We start from the raw sequence: 22,306 nt of genomic DNA, 5'->3' as shown, positions 1-22,306 counted from the left end.
GACAATCAAACACCGCCGCTTGCAACATCAAAAACAAGCCGCATAATCAATCAAACAAATGAGCCAGAGACTCCATTGCTCAAACCGCGCTGATGTTCCATTTTATATGACGACGGACATAGTTTGCAAAGATTTAAGGTTGGGCTCAATTGTGCGCAAATTTTTGGGTGCAATCTGTCGTCATGAACCCAGGAGGTCACTATGACACTGAAATCCACGACTACTGCGATCACCCTTGCAGCACTTCTCTCAACAACGCTCAGCCCGGTCTTCGCGCAGACAGGTTCTGCATCTTACGACACGCAAACTGAAATGCTTCAGACGGCTGACGAGGCTCTGATGGCCGTCACACGTGCACGAGCTGCGCGCCTTGCGCTGTTCGAAAATGACATTGATGCGGCCAAAGCCCGAGTGGCAGAAGCAATGGCTGAATTCGTTGATGCTGAGTTGAAGTTCAACGATCTGACCATTGGCGATACTGAAGTGCCCGAGGGCGCGGCGGAGTTCCTTCCTTTTGATATCTCGATGACACTGGACGAGACTTTCACGGTTACCGAGGAAGCAAAACAGGCGCTTACCGAGGCAGGCGCGCTCTTTCAAAGCGGATCAGACGATGAGGCCATTGAGACGCTCAGATTGGCTTCCATCGACGTGAATATTTCAGCAGCACTGCTGCCAATCGTTGACACGTCAGAGCAACTCACAGCTGCACAGGCAGCTTTGGACGAAGGCAAATACTTCGAAGCCAATCTCGCGCTGAAAGCCTTGGAGGATGGTGTCGTTGTCAGAGTTTTTTCCATTGACGCAATCCCGGAGCAAGGCAACGCAGAATAGATGACTTTCATCTCCACGGAGGCAAAGCCTCCGTGGGCAACAACATTGGCCAGTCTCAATCAGCCAACCCACTACGACAATGGGTCAATATTGCTTTTGGCAATTTCTCTCCAAACTTCGGCATCATTTTGGAGAAAAGTCCATCCGGCGAGGTTTTCATGACGTCAGAGACAACAGCCTTGGTCCTTCAAGGTGGTGGGGCTCTAGGATCCTACCAAGCAGGAGCAGCGGATACGCTCATGAAAGAGGGCAACCCAATTGACTGGGTTGCGGGGATTTCCATTGGCGCGCTCAATTCAGCTCTTCTCGCAGGGAATGCCCTGGAAGATCGTAGCAGGGCACTACGAAAATTTTGGGAACGCGTGTCTTCGCAAGCCGTCCCGTCCGTTTTGTTTGACATGCTCATGCCTCGTGACTGGATCAATCAGATGAATGCCTCTGCTACCACAGTTGGTGGAGTACCCGGTTTCTTTCGCCTTCGACAACCTCCGGCTTCTTTTATGCCACCTGGAAGCCAAGGCGCCCGCAGCTTCTATGATACCGAACCGTTGCGCGACACGCTTTGCGAACTTGTGGACTTTGATCGGATCAACAGAGGCCCGATCCGACTGAGCGTCGGGGCAGTCAACGTCGAAACTGGAAACATGACCTGGTTCGACAGCAGCTCTGTCAAGATTGGCCCTGAACACATCATGGCCTCAGGGGCGCTGCCACCTGGTTTTCCTGCGATCGAAATTGACGGCGCGTTCTACTGGGACGGAGGTCTCGTTTCTAACACCCCTCTGCAATATGTTCTCGATTCAAAAGATGAATTAGGGGACCTTTGCGTCTTTCAAGTTGACCTATTCAGCGCCCGTGGCCCGGTTCCCACCTCCGTTTGGACGTCTGATGCCCGCGAAAAAGACATCCGTTTTTCAAGCCGAACCCGCTTCAACACAGATATGCTGCGGAGCATTCGAGAGAGGCGAGATGCTGTTCTCAGGCTCTACGAGAAGCTACCAGCGGAACTCAAAGCGGATCCAGATGCAATGGCTATTGTGGAGGGGATCGGCGACCAAGCAGTGACCATTGCTCACTTAATCTACAGACAGTCCGATTTTGAGGGCGGCTCAAAGGACTATGAGTTTTCACGTAGGTCCATGATTGAGCACTGGAATGCTGGCCGCCAAGACGTACTTAGGACGTTGTCACATCCTGATTGGCTTTCCCGTTCCAAGAAGCGAAATAGCGTCAGTGTTTTTGATCTTACCCGATGAGCCGGCGCCTCGCCTTCATTCCGGTCTTCGTTAGACCAACCACTTCCGGTCGCGGTACGGCCATGCGCTTGACGCGCATTGTTGCTGTGGTGGTTGCTCTACTGTTAATCGGAGTTGGAACAGGCAGCATCGGATATCGCTACATTATCGGATTGTCCTGGATCGACGCCTTTCTGAACGCTTCAATGGTATTGGCGGGAGAAGGGCTAGATGTAGGCCCAGTCAGCGTCGCAGGAAAAATCTTCGTAAGCTTCTATTCGATCTTTAGCGGGCTGATCTTTCGGTTGCTTGGTATTGTCAAAGCCCAGGGGCGGGGGCTGATTTTCAGGAGAGCCGAACATATCAACATGATCTACCGGACTGTCTTTGTGAAACAGGTGGTAGATATCGTTGGGCGTTTCGTAGTTCGCTTTTTGAATGCGGAAACGGTACGACTTGTCGTCCTTATCGGTGCCCATCGTGTCGCCATCATAGACAGGATTGCCGCTGACCAGCAGTATGTAGGTTGCAGAGACCAACGCCATCAGACCGTCTGATGGTTCAAAGGGCGCGGGCTGCAGATAGACTTCGGCGTCGATAAAGGACTTCAGGCCAGATGTGTAGCCAACGGTCGACCGATTATCAGACGGGTCCACCAGATTCCAGGCGCTACGATAGCCGATCCATTGATGCAAAGGCCACTCGCCGCGCGTTGCCATCTGGGCTGCCTCGACCCATTCCTTGCCGGGAACGACACGGCCCGTGCCGACAACATAGACCCCCAAAGTCACCGGTAGGGCAGCAAAGACCGATGACACGATTGTCATCATGCGCGCGGCGCGAAACCGCGCAGCCAGCGAGTCATCCGTCGGTGTGCAGCTTATGTGAAGGTAGCTTTTATGGGCCTTTATCGCGTCCAAAGCCTGCTGACTGTGTGGGTGAGACAGCCAGGCCGTTTCGGTATGGTCACGCCCCTTAAATTCCTCATCCACAAAACCAAGCGAGAAAAGCGAGATGAGGTCGCCGTTTTCCTTGTCCTTCGGGGTCATCATTCCGGTCACCACGTCACTGGTGCTGAAATGCATGTCCTTTAGCAAGGAGCCATCGATCTGGAACGCGGGAAAGTCGGCGTTGACCGCCTCGGCGATCTCATCGGTTGTAAAGTCGATGGGTTCGCTCAGAAGGAGGTCAACGCTGAAGCTGAGCTTCTCGTCGTCGCTCATCCGGTCGCCTGGGGTCCACGCTGCAGCATGATCATGACGTTAAACATCATCTCAAAGGTCTGTTGTGGGATACCGAATACGGTGGCGATTCCGCCAAGAGAGTTCTTTTCGCCCTCGTCCAGATGCCCATCTGCAAGGACGATACGGATGGAAAAGACCATTGCGGTTTCGCGCATCGGCATGGACAGGATGCTGGCGACCTCTTCGGTGTAGGCTTGGGCGCCCTTGGACTGGAATTCCTGAATGTTTTCATTGATCAGCTTAACGATCTGCTCGGAAACAAGGCCAAAGAACATGGGGCTGAAACTGCAGAGATTGGCCAGCTGCGCCAGTTCTGAGTCATCAACGCTGCCATCAGAGATCATCGTCAGCGTGGCAGGTGCCAGAACCGCCTTGGCCAAAGGGTTGGAGGCCGCATTGCCGGACTTACCACGCAGGCGCGAAAACAGAGACCTCGGATTTCCTTTCGTTTATCTGATCCAGACCCTGCAGGCGGGCAGATCACCGGCCAACCGGGCTTTGGTCTAAATATCATTGGTGACGCTTTTACAGCGTCGTGCAAAAAACCTGATCCATCCGACGCGGCGTGAAATCCAGGATTTGACTGCGCCCGATGATGCCGGTATTTCGCGACACGCTATAGGACAGCGCTCAGATCTCCACACCCAGCGCCTCGGCCACGGTAAAGATATCCTTGTCGCCGCGACCGCACATATTCATCACCAGCAGGTGGTCGCTGGGTAGATCTGGGGCGATCTTGGCGACATGCGCCAGCGCGTGACTGGGCTCCAGCGCGGGGATGATACCCTCGGTCTCGCAGGACAACTTAAAGGCGTCCAGCGCTTCGGTATCAGTGACCGAAACATACTCGACCCTGCCAATATCATGCAGCCATGCATGTTCCGGCCCGATGCCGGGATAGTCCAGCCCTGCACTGATCGAATGGCCTTCAAGGATCTGACCATCCTCGTCCTGCAACAGGTACGTGCGGTTGCCGTGCAGTACCCCGGGCCGTCCGCCGGTCAGCGAGGCGGCGTGTTCGTTGCGGTCGTCCACACCGTGGCCCCCGGCCTCTACCCCGACGATGCGCACATCGCTGTCATCCAGGAACGGGTGGAACAGACCCATGGCGTTGGAGCCACCGCCGATACAGGCCACCAGGCTGTCAGGCAGGCGGCCCTCGGCCTCCTGCATCTGTTCTTTGGTTTCCTTGCCGATGATCGACTGGAAGTCACGGACCATGGCGGGATAAGGGTGCGGGCCTGCGACGGTGCCGATGCAATAAAATGTCTCATGCACATTGGTGACCCAGTCCCGCAGTGCTTCGTTCATTGCGTCTTTCAGGGTCGCGCGGCCAGAGGTGACGGGCACGACCTCGGCCCCCAACAGTTTCATGCGGAAAACGTTGGGGGCCTGACGCTCCACATCTGTCTTGCCCATGAAAACAATGCATTTCAGGCCGAATCGGGCGCAAACCGTTGCCGTTGCCACACCGTGTTGCCCTGCCCCGGTTTCCGCAATGATCCGGGTTTTGCCCATGCGCCGCGCCAACAGGATCTGGCCCAGCACGTTGTTGATCTTGTGCGCGCCGGTGTGGTTCAGCTCATCCCGTTTCAGATAGATTTTCGCGCCGCCCAGCCGTTCTGTCAGGCGTTCGGCATAATAAAGCGGGCTGGGACGGCCAACATAGTGCTTCCACATAAAGTCCATCTCGGCCCAGAAATCCGGATCGGTCTTGGCCTTTTCATATTCCGCCTCAAGATCAAGGATCAGCGGCATCAGGGTTTCGGACACAAAGCGTCCACCAAAGATGCCAAACCGGCCACGTTCGTCGGGGCCGTTGGAATAGCTGTTGGGCCTGATATCGTTCATGGGGTCGATCCTTTGTTGTCGTTTGACCCTCTTAACTTCATAGTTGGATAAGGTCGAGCCGAAGCATAGCGGAACCTACGCGGCCTGCTTGTGTAAATTTGTTGAGTAGAAAAGGAAAACAGAAAGCCGCAGCCGTTCCGGGTGGCGGTTTTTCAGAGGCTGACGGGGCGCAGTTGTGGTGCACCTGCGCCATGGGCCGCCTTCAAGAAATCGGCGATTTTTCCGGCGTCTTTCTGGCCTTTGGCCTGTTCAACGCCCGAGGACACATCGACCTGCCGCGCACCCGTCAGACGAATTGCATCGGCCACGTTTTCAGCTGTCAGACCACCCGCCAGCATCCAGGGCATCGGCCAGCGTCGGCCCTGAAGTAATGTCCAATCGAAATTCAGGCCGTTGCCGCCAGGCAGAACGGCATCTTTGGGCGGTTTTGTATCCAGCATGATCTGGTCCGCCACGCCGATGAACTGGTCCAGCTCGGTCAGATCGGCCTTTTCGGCAAGGCCAATTACCTTCATCACCGGCAGGCCATAGCGTTTCCGCAGATCGGCAACCCGGTCAGGACCCTCGCTGCCATGCAGCTGCAACATGTCGATAGGCGCATCGGAAAGGATTGTGTCCAATGTGGCGTCATCGGCGTTGACGCTTAGGGCGACCTTACAGACACCCGGCGGCACATCCGCCGCCAGTGTGCGTGCTGTTGTCGGGCTGACATATCGGGGGGATTTCGGAAAGAAATTGAAGCCAAGATAGGCCGCCCCCGCCTGAACTGCAGCCGCCAGCGACTGCGGTTCTGTCAGCCCGCAGATCTTGACCCGTATTCCCGGATCAGGCGCGGGTTGCATCGTCAAGAATGGCCAGCACCTCGTCCTCTTCGGACAGGTGCTTTTTCTTCAGGCTTTTGACTTCGCGCTTCAGGCGACGAGCTTCGCGCCGTTTTTGCGAAGCCTCCCGGCGGTGCTTGTGTTCGCGCACCCATTCCAGCACATAGCCCAGCATCAGCCCGGCAAAAACCGATGCCAGGATGACCGCGAAAAGCGGAACTTCGCGGCTGTAGGGCAGAACGGATGAGACGCCCTCAGGCAACAGGCGCAGAGTCACCATCTGACGGTTGGCCAGAGCCAGCACAACAATGGCAATCAAAAGAATGCCTAGCAAAACGATCTTGATGGCGCGCATGGCTCCGATCCGGTTCAGTTGTCGTTCAAACGGTCCCGCAAAAGCTTGCCGGTCTTGAAAAACGGTACAAACTTCTCTTCCACTTCGACGGATGCACCGGTGCGCGGGTTGCGACCGGTACGGGCATCGCGGTGCTTGACCGAGAAAGCGCCAAAACCGCGCAACTCAACCCGATGGCCCTCAGCCATGGTATTGATGATCTTATCGAAAAATGTCGTCACGATCCGTTCAACATCCCGCTGATACAGATGCGGGTTCTCGTCGGCGATCTTTTGGATCAACTCTGACTTGATCATGTGCGTTCCCTTCGCATGGTTCTACCCCTCCCCTAGGACAGAATACTGCAATACCCCATCATTGTTGTTGTTGCATCGAAGGTCAAAGCGTTTCCTACGTCAATTGGCGATGGATTTCAGCCGAGGCCCGCTTTGCGGCGAAAATCCCAGTAAATTCCGGCTGTTTCCGCTGATTTTTCCCAGCCATCGCCAGGGTCCTGCGTCATATTCGGGCATTTCCCAGTTCTCAATCGGAAGGTCTATCAGCGTTGAGTCCTGCGATTCGAGCCACAGAACCGCGTCGTCTACGTTGCCGATCTGGTCGACCAGGCCCAATTTCAGCGCCTGACTGCCGGTGAAACTTGCGCCGTTTGCCACGTCGTCCAGTTGTTCCCCCGAAAGGTCACGCTGTTCTGCGACGATATCCCGGAACCATCTGTAGCTTTCCTCGGTCAAAGAGCGGACAACCGCCTGACCCTCTGCTGTCGGGGCGCGAAACGGGGATACATCCGCCTTGCGGTCAGAGGATCGATAGGTCCGCATCACGATACCAAGCGTATCCATCAGCCCGGTGACATCGGGATACTCCAGAATCACGCCGATAGAGCCGGTAATTGTATTGTGGTGGGCGACTATGTGATCGGCAGCAACAGCGGCCAGATACCCGCCCGAGGCCGCAACCTCGCCCATCACGGCGACAACAGGCTTTTTTGAACTGATCTGACGGACCACCTCGTAAATCGCCTCGGACCCGACCACGGTTCCGCCGGGGCTATCGATGCGCAGGATCACCGCGCGCACATCGGGATTGTCCCGCAGATTGCGCAGAATAAAGTCGCGGTCATCGCTGCTTTCGATTTCGCCTTCGATGTAAAACTGCGCGATATGTGGCCCGGAAGGCTGACCGCTGTTCCAGGCCATAAACACGACCAGGCCGATCAGCACCAGCAGTGTGACCAGAACACCTTTCCAGAATGCGGAACGGCGCCGTTTACGGCGCCGTTCCTCGTAGAAGTCTCGCTCTATCGCGTTCACTTAATTCTCTTCTTCGTCGTCCTGACCCTTCAGGGCCGCGCCAAGGATATCGCCCAGAGACGCACCGGAATCCGACGAACCATACTGTTCGACAGCTTCCTGCTCTTCTGCGATTTCGCGGGCCTTGATCGACAGCCCCAGACGACGGGACGCTTTGTCGATATTGGTCACGCGCGCGTCGACCTTATCACCGACCGAGAACCGCTCGGGGCGCTGCTCAGCACGATCACGGCTCAGGTCAGAGCGGCGGATGAAGGCTTTCATGCCATCATACTCGACCTCGATGCCGCCGTCTTCAATCTTGGTGACCTCAACGGTAACAATCGCGCCACGTTTCAGGCCGCCGGTTGCATCTGCAAACGGATCGCCATCCAGCGCTTTGATCGACAGGCTGATGCGTTCCTTGTCAGTATCAACATCGGTGACAACTGCCTTGACGACATCGCCCTTGTTGAAGTCCTGGATCGCTTCTTCGCCAGACCGGCTCCAGTCGATATCGGACAGGTGAACCATGCCATCGATATCGCCTTCGAGACCAACGAACAGACCGAATTCGGTGATGTTCTTGACCTCGCCCTCGACTTCGGTGCCAACCGGATAGGTGGTTTCGAAGTTTTCCCAAGGGTTGCCTTGTGTCTGTTTCAGGCCCAGGCTGACACGGCGCTTGGCGGTGTCGATTTCCAGAACCATGACTTCGACTTCCTGGCTGGTCGAGACGATCTTGCCAGGATGGACGTTTTTCTTGGTCCAGGACATTTCCGACACATGAACCAGACCTTCGACGCCCGGCTCCAGCTCAACAAATGCACCATAGTCGGTGATGTTGGTGACGCGGCCATTGTGCACCGATTCCAGTGGGAAGCGGGCTTCGACATCGTCCCATGGATCGGCCTGCAGCTGCTTCATGCCAAGGCTGATACGCTGGGTGTCCTTGTTGATCTTGACGACCTGAACTTTGACGGTTTCGCCGATATTCAGGATTTCCGACGGGTGGTTAACCCGGCGCCATGCCATATCTGTCACGTGTAGCAGCCCATCGACACCGCCAAGGTCCACGAAGGCCCCGTATTCGGTGATGTTCTTGACCACACCGTCCACGGTGTCGCCTTCGGCCAGCTTGCCAACGATCTCGGCACGCTGTTCCGCGCGGCTTTCTTCCAGAATCGCACGGCGGGACACAACGATGTTGCCACGGCGGCGGTCCATTTTCAGGATCTGGAACGGCTGCGGGATGTGCATCAGGGCAGAGGCATCACGCACCGGGCGCACATCAACCTGAGAACCGGGCAGGAAGGCCACGGCACCGCCCAGATCGACGGTAAAGCCACCCTTGACGCGGTTGAAGATAGCGCCTTCAACACGCTCTTCTTTCTCGTAGGCTTTTTCCAGACGGTCCCAGGCCTCTTCGCGGCGGGCTTTTTCACGGCTCAGGCCGGCTTCGCCGCGGGCGTTCTCGACGCGCTCAAGATAGACCTCAACCTCGTCGCCGAGGGCGATTTCAGGGTCATGACCGGGTTTTGCGAATTCTTTAAGTTCGACACGGCCTTCCATTTTGTAGCCGATGTCGATGATGGCCTGTCCGGCTTCGATTGCGATGACAGTGCCTTTGACGACAGAACCCTCGTCGGGGGTTTTCAGTTCGAGGCTTTCGTTCAGTAGGGCTTCGAACTCATCCATTGATGCAGATGCAGACATATACGTTCAGTTCCTTTTCATATTTTGCTGGCCGAGCGGTTGGGTCCGCCGGTCTTTCACATATTTCGGTCAATGAGGCAGCGTTCTGCAAAAAACCAAAGGGCCGGAGTGTTAGTCCCGACCCTGCTCGATTCTTGTTTTTATCAGCGCCACCGCCTCGGCGACGGCTGCGTCTATAGACAAATTCGTGGTATCAAGCAAGTGGGCATCCTCTGCGCGCCGCATCGGCGAGACCTCGCGCTCACTGTCGCGGGCATCGCGCAGTTTCAGATCCTGCAAAACGGTTTCGAACGTGGTGTCCGCGCCATCTGCGATCAGTTCGTCAAACCGCCGTCTTGCGCGCGTCTCGTCCGAAGCGGTGACGAACAGCTTTACCTCGGCGCGTGGGCAGATCACCGTCCCGATATCGCGCCCGTCCAGCACGGCACCGCCCTCGCGCCGGGCAAAGTTGCGCTGAAAGTCCTGCAGCGCTGTACGCACCTCTGGCAGCACTGCCACTTTAGATGCCGCACGAGAGGCCAGCGCCGTGCGCAGGTCATTGCGGGTCACATCATTGTCTGACAGCCGTTTGGCGATTTCCTCGGCTGCGATCGGATCAATCACACCTCGCCCGGTATCCAGCGCCTTCATACCCACGGCGCGATACAGCAGACCCGTGTCCAGATGCGCAAAGCCAAAAGCCTGCGCCACCGCGCGCAAGATTGTCCCCTTGCCCGACGCTGCCGGGCCGTCAATGGCCACCGTAAACTTCATCCTGCATCGGATAATCCAAGCCAGCGTGAACTGCACCTAATTTCTTTAGCTTTCCCCGGGTCGCGGGGAATTTGTTCAAATTTTCTCTATTTGGGTCCCGCCTGCTGAAGGTTCGATGCCAGGTCGCGCCCAAACCTAAGGCATTTCTTAAGGTCTGGCCCCTACCAGCAAATAAACCAATCCGCCTGTCTGCGGATCATGTTGTAGAACGATGCGAAGGACGCCACGCCATGAAGAAGATGTTTGCCTCCCTGACCGGAAAAGTCCTGCTGGCCCTCGTCGGTGTTACCGTGATTTCTGTGTTTGCAGTTGGATTTGTCAGTTACCAGGTGGCCAAGAATGGCTTGACCGAGCAGATCAAGGTCGCCCTGAAAGCCACTGACAAGGTCAACTACCACAAGATTGAGGGTGTGGAGAAACTGGTGACAGGCGACCTTCATGTCGTTGCTGCACAAGTGATCGAGTACGACCTCATTCGGAAGATGCAGGCAGGGGTAGAGGAGTTGCGATCAGGGGGCGTAGCTAATCCGCTACGACAACTCTACGTCACCGAAAACACTGTTGGGGACAAGAAGACGTTCGATGATGCTGGTGATGGATCAGCATACTCTGCTCTACACGCCCACTTCCACCCCGTTATGCGCGATCTGATGGGAGAGCGGGGATACTACGATATCTTCTTGATCGATAAGGACGGAAACATCATCTATTCGGTAACGAAAGAGGATGATTTTAGCACGAACATAGCTGATGGCATCTATGCTGAAAGTGGTTTGGGCCGGGCGTTTCGTGATGCCATCGCCAATGCCGACGGAGAAATTTATTATCAAGACTTTTCTCCTTATGCGCCCAGCGGAAACAGCTCTGAATCCTTCGCTGTCTACCCGATAGTCGAAAAAAGCGGCGGGTCGACGACAGTCCATGGCGCGGTCGCAGTCCAAATCTCGTCTGATATGTTCGGCCTGACATCTGGCACCGAAGATACTGGTGATGCGACCCAAGTCTATCTTGCGGCATCGGACGGCATCCTTCGTAGCGACCTTCCGGCAAAGCCAGGAACCGACATTCTCTCAAATAGTATCCCCCTGACTGATGCCCTGACCAGCGCAACGGAAGAGGGGGTCGTTTTTGAACAGATTGGCGCGATGGGCACCAGGGCAATAATTGCCGTTTCCCGCGTCGGGTTCTTTGACCAGACTTGGTTTCTTATCGCGGAACGCGACTGGCAGAATGCTTATCAGTCGGTCAACTCGGTTAAACTCTACATATCAGTTGTAGCGGTGGTGGTCTCAATCCTGGGGTGTGTCGTCGGCTGGATATTTGGCCACTCCGTCACGGCGCCGCTGCTGCGCCTGAAGAAACGTATGCTGTTGCTGGCTGAGGGCAGTTATGAGGAAGATATCCCAGGCACAAATCGCAAAGACGAGGTGGGATCAATGGCGCGCAGTGTCCAGACCTTCCGCGAGGCGGCGATGGAACGCAAGCAACAGCGTAAGGCCCGCGAACAGCAGGACGAGGAACGCAAAGCCGAGCGCCAGCGCATGCTGGAGCAGCTGAATGCCGAAATGGGCCACGTCGTCCGCGCCGGTGTTCAGGGTGATTTCTCGGCCCGAGTGGAACATACTTTTGATGATGACGTTCTGAATCAATTGGGCAGCGGGCTGAACGAATTGGTCTCGACCGTCGAAAAGGGCATCTCTGCTATGGCTTGTGCAATGACCGCAATGTCCGATGGCGAACTGACGCGGCGCATGGATGGCAAGTTCGTGGGTGCGTTTGGCGAGTTGCAGACCAATGTCAACGACGCGATGGAAAAGCTGCAAACCGTGGTTGGACAGGTCAAGGGGGCCGCAGAAGATTTAAACCAGACGGCCGACGGTATCTCGCGCGGGTCCGGTGACCTAGCTGTGCGCACGGAAAACCAAGCTGAGGCTTTGCAGCGCACCTCTGCCACCATGGAAGAGATGTCGGCCAATATCACGGCCAACTCCGAGAATGCAGTGCGCGCCTCGGATCTGGCCAAAACTGCGCAGCAACGCGCGACGACTGGGATGGATGTCGCCAGCCAGGCTGTCGAATCCATGAATGAGATCGAGGCAAGCTCTACCAGGATTGCCGAAACCATCGCGATCATCGACACGATTGCCTCCCAGACCAACCTGCTGGCGTTGAATGCGGCGGTTGAAGCGGCGCGCGCTGGCGACGCGGGCAAAGGCTTCTCGGTTGTGGCCGAAGAGGTGCGTGAGCTGGCGCATAAAACATCCGAAGCGGCGCGTGATATCACCACCCTGATTTCCGCCAGTTCGGAACGCGTCTCCAAAGGCGTGGAGCAGGTGCGCGGGGCAGGCAATGCACTTGAAGAAATCATGGACGCGATTTCGCGTGCGTCCGAAACCATGGCCGAGATTTCCTCGGCCACGCAGGAACAGGCCGAAGGTATTCGTGATGTTTCTTCTGCTGTGGCCAATATGGACAGCCTGACTCAGGAAAATGTCGCACTGGCCGAAGAATCCCGCACAAACTCAGAGGCGCTGAAAACGCAATCAGGTTCGCTTTCCGAGACGATCCGTTATTTCGATATCGGTACTGTTGCGGTTGCTAAACCAGCGCCCGCTGCGAATGCACCAAGGCCGACGACAAATGCAGCCTCGGCATCCGCTCCACGGCCGGCGTCAACCACAAAGCCCGCCGCTTTGGCACCCGTTGTCGAAGAACCGTCTTTCAAAGCGGCGGTTGGTGAAGACTGGTCAAGTTTCTAAGCTGGGATGATTGCGGCGTGGCAAATCAACCGCTTTGGCCGCACCGCTTCCAGATCAGATAGTGCGCCGGGCGACCGGCGCGCTTTGCCTTTGTCTCGTAACGTGTCGGCAGCCAATCGGCCCAGGGTTGGCGCCAGTCGGATGGTGATCCGGCTAACCACTCAAAATCCGGGCGCGGCTGCATCACCGTCAAAGCCTGACGTACGTAGTCACCGATATCGGTTGCCAATCGCAACTCTCCACCCCGGGCTAGGACCCTCGAAACTTGGTCGATCTGGGCTGTGTTCATGAACCGCCGCCGGTGATGGCGACGCTTGGGCCATGGATCCGGATACAGCAGATAGACCCGTTGCACCGAAGCGATAGGCAGCACATCCAGCAAGTCCCGGGCATCGCCTGGATGCACCCGAACATTGTCAAGCTCGTGCCGTGCAACGCCCGCAGTCAACTTGGCAACGCCGTTAAGAAACGGCTCACACCCGATGAAATTCACATCGGGTTGCAGTCCGGCGATATGTAAAAGATGCTCTCCGCTGCCAAAACCGATTTCCAGCCAGACCGGCCGGTCGCCAAACAAAGCCGAGAGATCAAGCGGATGACGTTCGGGATTTTCCGTCCTCGAAACGTTCTCCAGACGAATGGCAGGAAGCGTGTCCTGCAAATGCCCGCGCTGCGCAGGTCGAAGCGGCTTGCCCTTGCGACGCCCATAAAGATTGCGCCACGCGTCCCCGATTGTATTGTTCTCAGCCATAGTTCCCAAGTGTCTTATATGGAAGATCAGCGGTATAGGTGGTTTTGTTGCAAAGCGAAAGCAACTGATTTGCTGCGGTTGCGGGGGCCAAATGGTCGTAGCGGCGTCTGTGCGAAGCGATAGTGTTTTATGCCCGAATATTGGAGCTGCATGCGAAAAACCTGAATCATCTGACGCTGCCTGAAGTCAGATATTTCGTGAGATGCTAAAACTTATTGAAGGTGGAGCAGTTGTTGATGTTCCCGCATACCCGTTCCAAAGGCCGCGCCGAAGTAACCTCAAGATTCATAAGTTTCAGACCGATTAACAGGCTGTGACGACCAAGTCTTGCGAGAACGCAACTTTGGCTTGAGGGGGCAGATCAACGGTAGGTTTCGATATCTAGCCAGAAAAGACTGTAATGCGTATCTAACGTTGGCCTTGGTCGCGCGTTCGGGTGTTTGCTTCGAGCGCAGAAGCGGCAGCCAGCAGAAGAATAAGCAGGACCGCAAAAGGCACTTCGCCCCAATTCCGGTAGAGCGTGGCGGGTCGTGCGGGCGGCAGTGCGGCATCGAACCATCCCTGTTGGTTCAATGGCACAGACTGCAGTATCCGGCCATGTGCATCGATAACCGCGGATATGCCGGTGTTCGCCGAGCGGACCATCGGCAGGCCTTGTTCGATGGCGCGGAACTGGCTTTGGGCGAGATGTTGGTAAGGCCCCGACCAGCGGCCAAACCAGGCGTCATTGGTAACCAAAACGATCCAGTCCGGCCGGGGGCTTACCGCGTTGAGTGCATCGGGAAAGATTGCCTCATAACAGACTAGCGGCAAAAGCGGCGGCAGGCCCGGCGGCTGCATCGGGGTAATCCCTTGGCCCGCAGTAAAGCCGCTGGCCTTGCCGACCGCAAGGCCGCCGATGCCAAAGCGGGTGGCAAGGTCGTTGAAGGGCACGTATTCGCCGAATGGGACCAGATGTGCCTTGTCATGCAGGTCCTGAACAGCGCCGGTCCGGTCCAAAAGAGCGGCAGAGTTATACCAGGCCCCATCAGGGTCGCGGCGCCGGATGCCAACCAAAATCTGCGCGCCACCCGCCGCAATGGCCATTTCCTGTTGCAGATCAAAGCGCTCATTCAGCATGAACGGCGCGGAGGCTTCGGGCCAGATCACGATATCAAGGCGCGTGACTGCGGGTTCGGCTGTCATGTCCATGAGGCGGCGATAGAAAACCGGCATCATCTCGGGCTGCCATTTCAGGTGCTGGGCAGCGTTGGGTTGCAAGACGCGCACAGTAACCGGATCAACGCGCGGCTGCATCGGTTCAGACATCCTCCAAACCCCGCCAGCCCATAGCGCGCTGACCACAAGGCCCGAAACAGCTGCGCCGCGCCAACCGACGGCCACCAGAACCGCCAGCGCAAACGTCACCAGGGACAGGCCGAATGGGCCGACAAAGGCAGCGGTTTGTGCAACGGGTGTATCCGCCCAGACATAGGCGGTCAGCGCCCAGGGCAAGCCGGTGAAAATCCAGCCGCGCACCCATTCCAGCCCGGCCAGTGCCGCAGCCAATAGCAAGGCCCGGGGCACCGCGCCGCGCATGGCTGTGGATATCGCAAAAGCCCCTGCCCAGAACAACGCCAGCCCGCCTGCCATCAAAATCAGAGCAAAGGGAGCCATCCATCCGTGCCTGCCAATATCGACAAGGAACGGCTCTATGATCCAGTTCATGACCAGGGCGAAATGTGCCGTCCCCGCCAACCATCCCAGGCGAAAGGCGGGTTTCCAGCTGGTGCATAACTGTACCTGCCAGACCAGAATGGCAAAGCCGAGAAACAGGAATATAGGCCAGCCCACAGGGGCCTGCCCCAGCGCGGTCAGCGCTCCGGCCAGCCCAGTGATCACCCAGCCCGTCCGGCGAGAGCATTGGCGCAAAAACTGCGGTGTGTTCATCCTACTCGGCAGCCTGATCCAGTTTCGCAGCTTTGTTGATGCGGACCCGAACCCGCTTGATCGAACGGGGGTCAGCCTCGACCACCTCAAGTTCATGGCCCTGGGAATGCAAAACAACCTCGCCCCTTTGCGGGACCCGGCCGGCTAGCATGAAGACCAGCCCGCCGATGGTATCGACGTCCTCGTCCAGATCATCGGACAGCAGGTCGACCCCGGCGATGGCCTCAAAATCCTCAAGCGGAGCGCGGGCCTGGCACAGATAGGCCCCATCCCCCTCATCCTGCCACATCTCGCCTTCCTCGGCGTCGTGCTCATCGGCAATCTCGCCAACGATCTGTTCCACCAGATCCTCGATGGTGACCAGCCCGTCAACACCGCCATATTCGTCAATCACCAGCGCCATGTGCATGCGGTCCGATTGCATCTTTTGCAGCATGACCCCCATCGGCATCGACGGTGGGGCATAAAGCAGCGGGCGCATCACAGCCTTCAGGTTGAAAGCGGCCTGATCGCTCTGAAAACCGAACGCAAGCGCAAGATCTTTCAGATGCACCAGACCCAGCGGATTATCGAGAGTTTCGGCATAGACCGGCAGGCGCGAATATGTACTGTCGCGGAAGGCCTGAACCACCTCGTCCAGGGTGGCGGTTTCCGGCACGGCAACGATATCGGCACGTGGCACGGCGACATCATAAAGCCGAACGTCGCGCATATTGCGGACATTGATCAGCATGTCGCGCGCACCTTCGGATGCAGCGGCGATGTCCGATGCGGACCCGAATGCGGGCTCTGCTTCGTGCGCTGGTTTCGGGCCGCGCAAGAGCCAGCCGAATAATCGGGATTTTTGCGGGGGGGTGTCGCTGTCCTGCGCGCTTTGCGCCGCAGCAGATGACCCTTCGGAATTCTCTCCCATTTCTCCTGTCCAGTCGGGGCGCACCGGCTGCGCCATGTTCAATATGGGTTGGCAATGCCCAGTTTTGCAAGGGTTGCGATTTCGAGGCCTTCCATGCGCTGCGCATCTGCCTCGGTCTGGTGGTCATGGCCCAGCAGATGCAGGATGGCATGGATTAGTAAATGCGTGGTGTGATCGGTCAGTGACACATCGCTGGCCTGTGCCTCGGCCTTGATGGTGTCATAGGCCAGTGCGATATCGCCGAGTTCTTCCTGATCTGGCGGGTGGGGGGCGTCCCCAGGGGTGTCGGGTGACAGCTCTGCAATAGGCCAGGAGAGGACATTTGTCGCGGTGTGCTTGGCGCGAAAACTGGCATTCAGGTTGGCAATGCGCGCATCATCGCAGGCCAGAACAGAGATTTCGTAATCCTGCCCAAGATCCAGTGCTGACAGGGTTTCGGTCAGGCAGGTTTCAGTCAACCGGGCCAGATCAATCGCCGCCCACCGGTCATCCTCGATCAGAATGGAAACGCGGTCAGACATCCGTTTTGGACGCAGCCTCATAGGCGTTGATGATCTTGGCAACCATCGGATGGCGCACGACATCTGTGGCGGTAAATCGGGTAAATCCGATGCCCTTGACGTCGCGAAGAACGCGTTCCGCCTCCACCAGGCCCGACATGACGCCGCGAGGCAGGTCGATCTGCGTCATGTCACCGGTGATCGCCATGCGGGACCCTTCCCCCAGACGGGTCAGGAACATTTTCATTTGCATGGTGGTGGCGTTCTGCGCCTCGTCCAGAACGACAAAAGCGTTGGACAGGGTGCGCCCACGCATAAAGGCAAGTGGCGCAATCTCGATCTGCTTTTCCTCAATCAGGCGGGCGACCTGTTTGCCCGGCAGGAAATCATTCAGCGCATCGTAAAGCGGCTGCATATAGGGATCGACCTTGTCCTTCATATCGCCGGGCAGAAAGCCCAGACGCTCCCCTGCCTCAACAGCGGGGCGGGACAGGATGATGCGATCGACGCGGCCTTCGATAAACATCGACACGGCAACGGCGACGCCAAGGTACGTCTTGCCGGTGCCGGCAGGGCCTAGGCCGAAGACCAGTTCATTGGCGAAAAGCTGCCGGACATAGTCTTTTTGCGCCGGGGTGCGGGGTTCAACAGTGCGTTTGCGGGTACGCACCTCAACCGCGTTGCCCTTGAACATTTCCATCTGATCCGGGGCTTCTTGCGGCGCATCGCCCATGCGGATCGCGCCGTCCACATCGCCCGGTTCCACGGCGCGGCCCTGTTCCAGCCGCTGATAAAGGCTGCGCAACACTTCTTCGGCGCGCGCAGTGGCATCTGATTCGCCATAAAGGCCCAGTTCGTTGCCGCGACGCGTGATGGTGATATCAAGCGCTTGTTCGATCCGTGCCAGATGGCTGTCATATTCGCCGCACAGGTCAATCAGAAGCCGGTTGTCTGGGAACGTGACGAAGGTTTCCGCATGCGGGGCGGCATCCTGTAAGGCTTCGGTCGTCAAGTTCGCTCCATCGGCTTGTGGTTCTTTGCTCATGGTGCCTCAGCCCATATGCGCGGTGCAAGCAGAATAAGCGTCAAATCACTGTCATAACCGCTCACGCGGCTTCACCGGCCAGCGAATTGGCGTTGGCCGTGGTGATCCGCACATCGACGATTTGCCCTGCCTGTGCAGCATCCGCTTGCAGGTGGACTGCCTGAAGATAGGGCGAGCGGCCCACCATCTGGCCCGGCATCCGCCCCGGCTTTTCCAGCAAAACGGGCAGGGTCTTGCCCACCATCTGGTTCTGGAAATCCGTCTGATGTTCGGTCAGCAGGGCCTGCAGTCGGGCCAGACGTTCGGCCTTCACCTCCTCGGCGGGTTGATCGCGGCCAGCGGCGGGTGTGCCGGGGCGGGCAGAGTACTTGAAGGAATAGGCCTGCGCGTACCGTACCTCGCGGCACAGCGTGAGGGTGTCTTCGAAATCTGCATCCCCCTCGCCCGGGAAGCCGACAATGAAATCGCCGGACATGGCGATATCGGGCCGCGCCGCGCGAATACGCTCTATCAGGCGCAGATAGCTTTCTGCGGTGTGTTTGCGGTTCATCGCCTTCAGCACCTTGTCCGAGCCTGACTGCACCGGAAGATGCAAATAGGGCATCAGCTTATCGATCTCGCCATGTGCAGCGATCAGGTCGTCATCCATGTCGTTGGGATGGCTGGTGGTGAAACGAAGGCGTTCCAGGCCGTCGATCCTGGCCATCTCGCGGATCAGGCGTGCCAATGACCAGCCATCGGGGCCGAGATACGCGTTGACGTTCTGGCCCAGAAGCGTGATTTCGGCCACGCCGCGTTCCACCAGATCGCGGGCCTCGGCCATCAGCCGGGTTTCGGGGCGGGAAACCTCAGCGCCGCGAGTATAAGGCACCACGCAAAAGGCGCAGAACTTGTCGCACCCTTCCTGCACGGTCAGAAATGCGGTTGGTGCGCGTTTCGCTTTGGGACCGCGCGGCAAGTGGTCGAACTTGTCCTCTTCGGGGAACTCGGTATCGACGGGGCGCTTGCCTGCGCGCGCCTGTTCTTCCATTCCCGGCAGCCGGTGATAGGCCTGTGGGCCAACCACCAGATTGACCAAGGGCTGGCGCGCCATGATCTCTTCGCCCTCGGCCTGTGCGACGCATCCGGCGACCCCGATCATCAGATCAGGCTTTGCGGCTTTCAGCGGCTTCAAGCGCCCAAGATCGGAATAGACCTTTTCGGCGGCTTTTTCCCGGATATGGCATGTATTCAGCAGGATCATGTCAGCCTGCGACTGATCCTCCGTCACCTCATAGCCAGCTTTGCCCATGGCATCGGCCATGCGCTCACTGTCATAGACATTCATCTGACAGCCATATGTCTTAATGAACAGCTTGCGAGGCTTGGTCATGTCGCGATCCCAGGAAAACGGCCCCAAATGGCCCAATAAAAAACCGGCAGTGCATATCTTGCACCGCCGGTTCGTTTAGCCTTTCAGGCCCTCTGAAGCAATGGCCGTTACTTGGCCTTTGCCTTGGCGCGCGACTTTGGTGCTGCCTTGGTTGCCGTTTTCGGCTTGCGGCCCAGACCGATTTTCTTGGCCAACTCCTGCCGTTTCTTGGCGTAGTTTGGTGCAACCATCGGATAGTCAGATGGCAGGCCCCACTTGGCGCGATATTCCTCAGGCGTCAGGCCATAGGCGGTCGACAGATGCCGTTTCAGCATCTTCAGTTTCTTGCCGTCTTCAAGACAGATGATGTAATCGTTGGTAACCGACTTCTTGATAGGAACGGCGGGAACCAATTCTTCGGCCTGTTTGGCGGCTTCATCTGTCAGGGAGTTCATTGTTCCAAATACCGAGCGAAGCAATTCATTCACTTGGTCTGGCTGGACAGGGTTATTTCCAACATATGACGCGACAATATCTGACGCCAATGCCAGAATTTCCCCCTTATCCACAAATTGTTGTTCACTCATAGCATCGTTTTCCCCGGATTGCTAAGTTGCTGCCGTTGGGTAACTTATTATTTCCGAACATTACACAACTAAACACTAAAACGGCAGGTCGTGGAGGCTGTATAGGTTCTTATCTAACAATAGACAAGTGTAGCTAATCACGGTTTAATAACTTATCGTCATTCAAATGTCTGAAGGTAAACATAATCTCTGTATTTGATGGCGAAAAGATGGCGAAGATGTGTTCATGAGTGAAATTGTCGCTTATTTCTAGGGCAAATGCCTCCTAATCAATCAATCCGCGCTGCTGCAGCAGTGCATCCACCGTCGGCAGTTTTCCGCGGAACGTCACGTAGGTTTCATCTGCGGGACGCGATCCGCCAGCTGAATAGATGCTTTTTTCGAGCCGCTCCGCTGTGTCTGTGTCGAATACATCACCGCTTTCCTTGAATGCAGCAAAAGCATCAGCATCCATGACTTCGGACCACATGTAAGAGTAGTAACCAGAAGAATAGCCATCGCCCGAGAATACATGTTGGAAGTGTGGTGTTGCGTGACGCATGCTGATGGCTGCGGGCATGCCAAGTTCCGACAAGATCTCTGCCTGTTGTGCCATCGGGTCGGCTGATGGCGGGCCGTCATGGAACGCCAGGTCCACAAGGGCCGAGGCGACATATTCCACCGTTGCAAACCCCTGATCGAAATTCTCAGCCGCCTTGACCCGTTGCATCAGGTCATCGGGCATCGGCTGATCGGTGTCAGCATGGCGGGCGTGTTTTGCCAGAACCTCTGGCACAGTCAGCCAGTGTTCATAAAGCTGGCTGGGCAATTCGACGAAATCCCGCGCGACCGAGGTTCCCGAGATATAGGGATGACTTACATCGGACAGCAGCACGTGCAGTGCGTGGCCCATCTCGTGGAACAGGGTATGGGCGTCGTCCATGGTCAGCAGCGCGGGTTCGCCTTGGGCAGGCTTGGCGAAGTTGCAGACATTGATCGCAATGGGACGGACCTCCCCGTCCAGTTTGTGCTGACTGCGAAAGCTGGAGCACCACGCGCCGGAGCGTTTGGACGCCCGGGCGAAGTAGTCCCCGATAAAGACGCCCAAATGCCGGTCGCCCTTGCGGACCTCCCAGATGTGGGCATCAGGATGGGGCACCGGCGCGTCCAGCGGGACGAAGCGCAGTCCGAACAGGCGATCGGCACAGTCAAAAGCGGCTTCGATGATGTTATCCAGTTGCAGATATGGCTTGAGTTCGGCGTCATCCAGATCATGGTCCTGCTTTTGCAGGATGGTGGCATAATACCGCCAATCCCAGGCCCTGAGGGTATCGTTTACACCATCCTTCTGCATCAGGGCTTGCAGCCGCCCAGCATCCGCCTCGGCCCGGGCTTTTGCCGGTTGCCAGACCTGCATCAGCAGATCGCGAACCGCCTTGGGGGTTTGTGCCATTTGCGGGTGCAGTTTGAATGCGGCGAAATTCTCATAGCCCAAAAGCTGCGCGCGGTCGTGCCGCAGGCTCAGAATTTGCCGGACAATCTCACGATTATCTGTGTCGCCCCCATTTTCTCCGCGCGCAATCCATGCCCGGTAGGCCGTTTCACGCAGATCGCGACGGGTCGAGAACTGCAGGAAAGGCACGATCAGCGACCGCGACAGGGTGATCACATAGCCATCCGTCCCGCGCTCCTGCGCCGCCGCCTTCGCAGAGGATCGAACGAAATCTGGCAGCCCGTCCAGATCGCCCTCGCCCAGTGTCATGGACCAGGTTTCTTCGTCGGTTTGCATATTCTGGGTAAAGGCGGTGCCCAGTTGTGCCAACTCCTGCTGAATATCGCGCAACCTATCCCGATCCGCACCGGCCAGTTTGGCCCCATTGCGCACGAAATCGCGGTGATAGAGATCCAGCACCCGCTTTTGCTCTGCGGTCAATCCCAGATCATCGCGCTGCTCTTGCAGCGTGTCGATACGCCGGAACAGGGCTGCGTTCATTGAAACTTCGGAATTGAACGCGGCAATTTCGGTGCTGACATCCCGCTGCAGGCCCCGCAGCGCGTCGTTCAGGTCGGTGGCCGCGCGGTTGAAAAACACGCAAAGCACCCGCTCCAACCCTTTATCGGCCAGCTCTAGCGCCTCAATGGTGTTGGCGAAGGTCGGCTTTGCGGGATTATCCGCAATCCCGGCGATGCGCGCCCGCGCTTCGGCAAAAACGGCCTCAAACGCTGGGGCGAAATGCGCATCCTTGATGCTGTCGAATGGGGGAATGCCGAACGGGGTGGTCCAGTCTGCCAGAAGCGGGTTCATCACAAAATCCCTGGGGTAAATGCGGTTAAGACATGGGTAGACCCGCGTCCTGCATCATTCAAGGGCGGGTCGATGTCGCGAACCAGCCG

General features: G+C 57.2%; 20 protein-coding genes. 3 read left to right on the top strand and 17 right to left on the bottom strand.

The annotated features are described in order from the left end of the window. Positions 1-201: 201 nt before the first annotated feature. Both ACW9UQ_RS06355 and ACW9UQ_RS06350 read left to right on the top strand, forming a co-directional pair. Positions 202-834 (top strand): YfdX family protein, encoded by a 633-nt coding sequence (locus ACW9UQ_RS06355; protein ID WP_458930161.1) that lies wholly within the window; start codon positions 202-204, stop codon positions 832-834. 32 nt (positions 835-866) lie between these two features. Then, the gene (locus ACW9UQ_RS06350) at positions 867-2,090 is read left to right on the top strand and encodes a patatin-like phospholipase family protein (RefSeq protein ID WP_458930160.1); all 1,224 of its coding nucleotides are present in this window, start codon (positions 867-869) and stop codon (positions 2,088-2,090) included. A 206-nt stretch (positions 2,091-2,296) separates the two neighbouring features. Here ACW9UQ_RS06350 and ACW9UQ_RS06345 read toward each other — a convergent pair whose 3' ends face one another. The 9 genes from ACW9UQ_RS06345 to cmk all read right to left on the bottom strand — a co-directional run bounded on the left by ACW9UQ_RS06345 (position 2,297) and on the right by cmk (position 10,098). Next, positions 2,297-3,292 (bottom strand): hypothetical protein, encoded by a 996-nt coding sequence (locus ACW9UQ_RS06345; protein ID WP_458930159.1) that lies wholly within the window; start codon positions 3,290-3,292, stop codon positions 2,297-2,299. After that, positions 3,289-3,693: a tellurite resistance TerB family protein gene (locus tag ACW9UQ_RS06340; protein ID WP_458930158.1), complete on the bottom strand. Its 405-nt coding sequence runs from the start codon at positions 3,691-3,693 to the stop codon at positions 3,289-3,291. Before ACW9UQ_RS06340 ends, ACW9UQ_RS06345 begins: the two co-directional genes overlap by 4 nt. A 250-nt stretch (positions 3,694-3,943) precedes the next feature. Then, a complete protein-coding gene (gene trpB / locus ACW9UQ_RS06335) occupies positions 3,944-5,164 on the bottom strand; it encodes a tryptophan synthase subunit beta (RefSeq protein WP_458930157.1) in 1,221 nt (406 codons plus the stop codon). A 152-nt stretch (positions 5,165-5,316) separates the two neighbouring features. Further along, entirely contained in the window at positions 5,317-6,006 is a 690-nt protein-coding gene (locus tag ACW9UQ_RS06330) for a phosphoribosylanthranilate isomerase (RefSeq protein WP_458930164.1), read from the bottom strand. Beyond that, the gene (locus ACW9UQ_RS06325; protein WP_458930156.1) at positions 5,990-6,340 is read right to left on the bottom strand and encodes a LapA family protein; all 351 of its coding nucleotides are present in this window, start codon (positions 6,338-6,340) and stop codon (positions 5,990-5,992) included. The genes ACW9UQ_RS06330 and ACW9UQ_RS06325 overlap by 17 nt, the downstream gene beginning before the upstream one ends. 14 nt (positions 6,341-6,354) lie before the next feature. Further along, complete coding sequence (gene ihfB, locus ACW9UQ_RS06320; RefSeq protein ID WP_458930155.1) at positions 6,355-6,636, bottom strand: integration host factor subunit beta; 282 nt, start codon at positions 6,634-6,636, stop codon at positions 6,355-6,357. A gap of 99 nt (positions 6,637-6,735) precedes the next feature. Beyond that, a complete protein-coding gene (sppA, locus tag ACW9UQ_RS06315; protein ID WP_458930154.1) occupies positions 6,736-7,650 on the bottom strand; it encodes a signal peptide peptidase SppA in 915 nt (304 codons plus the stop codon). Next, the gene (gene rpsA / locus ACW9UQ_RS06310; RefSeq protein ID WP_458930153.1) at positions 7,651-9,345 is read right to left on the bottom strand and encodes a 30S ribosomal protein S1; all 1,695 of its coding nucleotides are present in this window, start codon (positions 9,343-9,345) and stop codon (positions 7,651-7,653) included. It lies immediately after the preceding gene. A gap of 111 nt (positions 9,346-9,456) precedes the next feature. Continuing rightward, entirely contained in the window at positions 9,457-10,098 is a 642-nt protein-coding gene (gene cmk, locus ACW9UQ_RS06305; protein WP_458930152.1) for a (d)CMP kinase, read from the bottom strand. Positions 10,099-10,328: 230 nt separating this feature from the next. Here cmk and ACW9UQ_RS06300 point away from each other — a divergent pair, with 230 nt between their 5' ends. Next, complete coding sequence (locus tag ACW9UQ_RS06300) at positions 10,329-12,857, top strand: methyl-accepting chemotaxis protein (protein WP_458930151.1); 2,529 nt, start codon at positions 10,329-10,331, stop codon at positions 12,855-12,857. 25 nt (positions 12,858-12,882) lie between these two features. Here the strand turns inward: ACW9UQ_RS06300 and trmB are convergent, their stop codons facing one another. The 8 genes from trmB to ACW9UQ_RS06260 form a co-directional block, all read right to left on the bottom strand. Next, positions 12,883-13,608, bottom strand: coding sequence for a tRNA (guanosine(46)-N7)-methyltransferase TrmB (gene trmB / locus ACW9UQ_RS06295; RefSeq protein WP_458930150.1), 726 nt, complete (start codon positions 13,606-13,608; stop codon positions 12,883-12,885). 408 nt (positions 13,609-14,016) lie between these two features. After that, entirely contained in the window at positions 14,017-15,537 is a 1,521-nt protein-coding gene (lnt, locus tag ACW9UQ_RS06290) for an apolipoprotein N-acyltransferase (RefSeq protein WP_458930149.1), read from the bottom strand. A 1-nt stretch (position 15,538) separates the two neighbouring features. Continuing rightward, positions 15,539-16,450 (bottom strand): hemolysin family protein, encoded by a 912-nt coding sequence (locus ACW9UQ_RS06285; RefSeq protein ID WP_458930148.1) that lies wholly within the window; start codon positions 16,448-16,450, stop codon positions 15,539-15,541. A gap of 38 nt (positions 16,451-16,488) precedes the next feature. Continuing rightward, the gene (ybeY, locus tag ACW9UQ_RS06280; RefSeq protein ID WP_458930147.1) at positions 16,489-16,971 is read right to left on the bottom strand and encodes an rRNA maturation RNase YbeY; all 483 of its coding nucleotides are present in this window, start codon (positions 16,969-16,971) and stop codon (positions 16,489-16,491) included. Then, positions 16,964-17,995: a PhoH family protein gene (locus ACW9UQ_RS06275; protein ID WP_458930146.1), complete on the bottom strand. Its 1,032-nt coding sequence runs from the start codon at positions 17,993-17,995 to the stop codon at positions 16,964-16,966. Before ACW9UQ_RS06275 ends, ybeY begins: the two co-directional genes overlap by 8 nt. A gap of 61 nt (positions 17,996-18,056) precedes the next feature. After that, on the bottom strand, positions 18,057-19,367 hold the full coding sequence (gene miaB, locus ACW9UQ_RS06270) for a tRNA (N6-isopentenyl adenosine(37)-C2)-methylthiotransferase MiaB (RefSeq protein ID WP_458930145.1): 1,311 nt from the start codon (positions 19,365-19,367) through the stop codon (positions 18,057-18,059). A gap of 107 nt (positions 19,368-19,474) precedes the next feature. Further along, positions 19,475-19,933: a Ros/MucR family transcriptional regulator gene (locus tag ACW9UQ_RS06265; RefSeq protein ID WP_458930144.1), complete on the bottom strand. Its 459-nt coding sequence runs from the start codon at positions 19,931-19,933 to the stop codon at positions 19,475-19,477. A gap of 265 nt (positions 19,934-20,198) precedes the next feature. Continuing rightward, positions 20,199-22,220 (bottom strand): M3 family metallopeptidase, encoded by a 2,022-nt coding sequence (locus ACW9UQ_RS06260; RefSeq protein WP_458930143.1) that lies wholly within the window; start codon positions 22,218-22,220, stop codon positions 20,199-20,201. Between the last annotated feature and the right edge of the window lie 86 nt (positions 22,221-22,306).

Source organism: Halovulum sp. GXIMD14793, assembly GCF_054457435.1.
This window is presented reverse-complemented; position numbering and strand designations above follow the sequence as displayed.